2 protein-coding genes are annotated in these 2,692 nt (G+C 72.0%); both read left to right on the forward strand.

From position 1 onward, the window contains the following. Positions 1 to 2,158, forward strand: a 2,158-nt coding sequence (locus LG395_RS40845; protein WP_225814644.1) for a non-ribosomal peptide synthetase, incomplete at its 5' end; no start/stop codon positions are given. A gap of 47 nt (positions 2,159 to 2,205) precedes the next feature. Then, a partial coding sequence (locus LG395_RS40850; RefSeq protein WP_225814646.1) for a condensation domain-containing protein occupies positions 2,206 to 2,692 on the forward strand: 487 nt, incomplete at its 3' end.

Raw genomic sequence — 2,692 nt, forward strand, 5'->3', positions numbered from 1 at the left:
CGTGGAGGAACTGGCCCCCGACCGGGACCCGTCCCGCAACCCGCTGTTCCAGACGATGTTCGCGTTGCAGAACGCACCGGGCGCGGACGCCTGGAACCTGCCGGGTCTGTCGGCGGAGCCCGTCGAGACCCCGGTCCGGAACGCCAAGTTCGACCTGTCGATGTACCTCGCGGAGGCGGCGGACGGCACGCTGGACGGCGCCGTGGTCTACGCCGACGACCTGTTCACCGAGGACACCGCGCGCCGCATGGCCGGCCACTTCACAAACCTGCTGGCCGCGGCCACGGCTCGCCCGCACAGCACGCTGTCCGAGGTGGAGATGCTGGACGTGGACGAACGGCACCGCATCCTCACCGAGTGGAACGACACCGCCTCACCCGTCCCGACAGCGACCCTGCACGGGCTGTTCGAGCAGCGGGCTGCGCAGGACCCGGAGGCGGTGGCCGTCGTCTGCGGCACCGAGACCCTGACCTACCGTCAGCTCGACGAGCGGGCCAACCGCCTCGCCCACCGGCTGCGCGCCGTCCCCGGCATCGGTCCGGACGTACCCGTGGGCGTCTGCCTGGAACGCTCGCCCGCCATGGTGTGGACGCTGCTCGGCATCCTCAAGGCCGGCGCCGCCTACGTGCCCCTCGACCCGGAACACCCGGCGGAGCGGCTGGCGTACCTGGTGGCGGACTCCGGCGCGCCGATGGTCGTCACCGACACCGCGCACGCACCCCTGCTGCCCAAGGGCCCGGAACTGCTCCGCGTGGACCGGCCCGCCGACCTGCCGGACACCCTGCCCACGTACCCGCCGGAACCCGCCGCGGACCCCGGCGACCTGTGCTACCTGATCTACACCAGCGGCTCCACGGGCCGCCCCAAGGGCGTCCGCATCGAACACCGCGGAGTGGTCAACTACCTGGCCGGCATGCAGCACGCGTTCCCGCTCGCCGAGGGCGAGGGATTCCTCCAGGCCACACCGCTGTCCTTCGACGTCTCGGCGTACGAGATCTTCTGGCCCCTGTGGCAGGGCGCCACCGTCGTGCTGGTGCCCGGCTCCGACCGGCTCGACATGGCCGAGGTGTCCCGCCTGATGTGCGCCCACCGCGTCGTCGGCCTGCACTTCGTACCCAGTCTGCTGGACCTGTTCGTCTCCCGGGTGCGGCCGGGGGACTGCACACACCTGCGGTACGCCTTCGCCAGCGGCGAACCGCTCCAGCCGACACTGGTGAGCCGGTTCACCGAACGCTTCCCCGGTGACCTCGTCAACCTGTACGGCGCCACCGAGGTCTCGGTCGACACGACCTACTGGCGGGCCCCGCGCACGGACCCGGCCGGACCGGTCCTCGCCGGCCGCCCCATGGTCAACCAGACGGTGTACGTCCTCGACCCGGACCGCCGCCCGGTGCCCGCCGGCGTGCTCGGCGAGGTGTACCTCGGCGGCGACAGCGTCGGTCGCGGTTACCACCGGCGGCCCGACCTCACGGCCGAGCGCTTCGTCGCCGACCCGTTCCGCGGCGGCCGGATGTACCGTACCGGCGACCTCGGCCGGTTCACCGCGGACGGCCAACTGGACCTGCTGGGACGCATCGACCGCCAGGTGAAGCTGCGCGGCGTCCGGGTCGAACTCGGCGAGATCGAGGCCACACTGCTCACCCACGGCGCGGTCGGGGCCTGCGCGGTGGTGGTTCGGCAGGACACTCCCGGCGACAAACGCCTGTCCGCCTACTGCGTCCCCGCGCCCGGCGCCACCGTGGACGCCGGCGCACTGCGCGAGTGGGCCGCCGAACGCCTGCCCCGGGCCATGATGCCGTCCGCTTTCACCGTCCTGCCCGAACTGCCGCTCAACCGGAACGGCAAAGTCGACCACGCGGCGCTGCCCGCTCCGGGGAACGACGGCGACAGCACGGCCCGGTACACCGCACCGAGGGACGAGATCGAGGCGGAGATCGCCGGGATCATGGCCACCGTCCTCGGCGTCAAACGCGTGGGAATCCACGACGGGTTCTTCGAGGCCGGCGGGCACTCCCTGCTCGCCATCCAGCTCGTCAACCAGGTGGAGTCGGTGACCGGAGTGCGCATCAGCCTCCGGCGCCTCTTCCAGTCGCCGACCGTCGTCGGCATCAAGCAACAGCTCGTCGAACTGTTCGACGCCCCGGAACAGGACTCCTGAACCAGCAGCCCATTGCCCGCACGAGAAGACGAAGAGGACGGAACATCATGGGCGAGAACCCGGTAGAGGCACGGCTGCTGTCGCGCATGCGGCGGCGTGCGGAAGCGGCCCGCATCGCACGCGGTGACCGGGAGGCCGGACCGCTGCCGTTGTCGTTCGCGCAGCACCGGCTGTGGTTCCTGGACCGGTTGACACCCGACAGCCCCGAGTACCTGGTGCCCACGGCGCTGCGGGTGCGGGGCGCGCTGGACGTCGCCGCGCTGGGCACGGCCCTGTCGGGCCTGGTCGCCCGGCACGAGGTGCTGAGGACGTCGTTCCCGGCGGACGACAACGGCACACCGCGGCAGGTGATCACCGCACCCTGGCCGGTGGAGGTCACGGTCCACGACCTGCGGACCGAGACGGACCCGGAGACCCGCGCCGGCGAAGTGCTGCGCGCCGAGGCGACGCGCCCGTTCGACCTGAACACGGGCCGGCTCCTGCGGGCCGACCTGGTACGGCTGGCGGACGACGACCACTTCCTCCTGCTGACGG

The sequence above is a fragment of the Streptomyces spinosus genome (genome assembly GCF_020400655.1).
Lineage (GTDB): Bacteria > Actinomycetota > Actinomycetes > Streptomycetales > Streptomycetaceae > Streptomyces > Streptomyces argyrophylli.